General features: G+C 43.5%; 2 protein-coding genes. Both read left to right on the top strand.

The annotated features are described in order from the left end of the window. A partial coding sequence (locus ACZMB2_RS14365; protein WP_487597220.1) for a ParA family protein occupies positions 1-782 on the top strand: 782 nt, incomplete at its 5' end. Next, on the top strand, positions 772-1,139 hold a 368-nt coding region (locus ACZMB2_RS14370), incomplete at its 3' end, for a ParB N-terminal domain-containing protein (RefSeq protein ID WP_487597221.1). The genes ACZMB2_RS14365 and ACZMB2_RS14370, both read left to right, overlap by 11 nt.

Raw genomic sequence — 1,139 nt, forward strand, 5'->3', positions numbered from 1 at the left:
GTAAAGTTATATCCGTAGTAAACCAGAAAGGTGGCGTCGGAAAGACCACCACAACCGTAAATGTAGGCATTGGACTGGCAAGAGAAGGTAAGAAAGTGTTGTTGATCGACGCGGATCCACAGGGAAGTTTAACCGCAAGTCTTGGATATGAGGAACCGGATGATCTTCGCATCACATTGGCAACGATCATGATGGATGTCATCAACGAAGAAGAAATCTCTCTGGAAGATGGGATTTTACATCACCAGGAAAATGTAGATCTTCTCCCGGCAAATATTGAGCTTTCCGCACTGGAAGTAACGATGGGAAATGTTATGAGCAGAGAAATGATCATGAAAGAATATATCGATGCGATACGATGCCGATACGATTATATCCTGATCGACTGTATGCCGAGCCTTGGTATGATGACAATCAATGCACTGGTCTCTTCCGATTCTGTGTTGATACCTGTGCAAGCCGCATATCTGCCGGTGAAAGGACTTCAGCAGCTGATCAAGACCATTCTTACAGTAAAGAAAAGACTGAACCGGAAACTGGCGATTGAGGGCATTCTCCTGACCATGGTAGATTTCAGAACCAATTACGCAAGGGATATTGCATCGAGAGTACATACAACCTACGGAAGTCAGATCGAGGTATTTGAAAATGTGATCCCGATGTCTGTAAAAGCTGCTGAGACCAGTGCAGAGGGAAAAAGCATCTACATGCACTGCCCGAAAGGAAAAGTTGCCGAAGCATATAAGAACTTAACACAGGAGGTTTTGAAAAATGAAAAATAGAAGTGGCGAAAAGATTAAACTGGCAAGCATTGATGAACTGCTGGGTGTGGTAAATGAAGAATCTGCAATGGAGATAGAAATCAGTAAGATCCATCCGTTTAAAAATCATCCGTTCAAGGTGCTGGATGATGAAAAGATGCAGGATCTGGTTGAAAGTGTAAGGATCAATGGAGTACTGACACCGGTACTGCTTCGAATGGATGATAATGAAGAATATGAAATGGTATCCGGTCATAGAAGAATGCATGCAGCACAGCTTGCAGGACTTACGACTATTCCGGCAATCGTAAGAGAATTATCGGATGATGATGCCGTGATTGCGATGGTGGACGCTAACATTCAGCGAGAGGAACTGTT

The organism is Hominiventricola sp., from assembly GCF_057604405.1.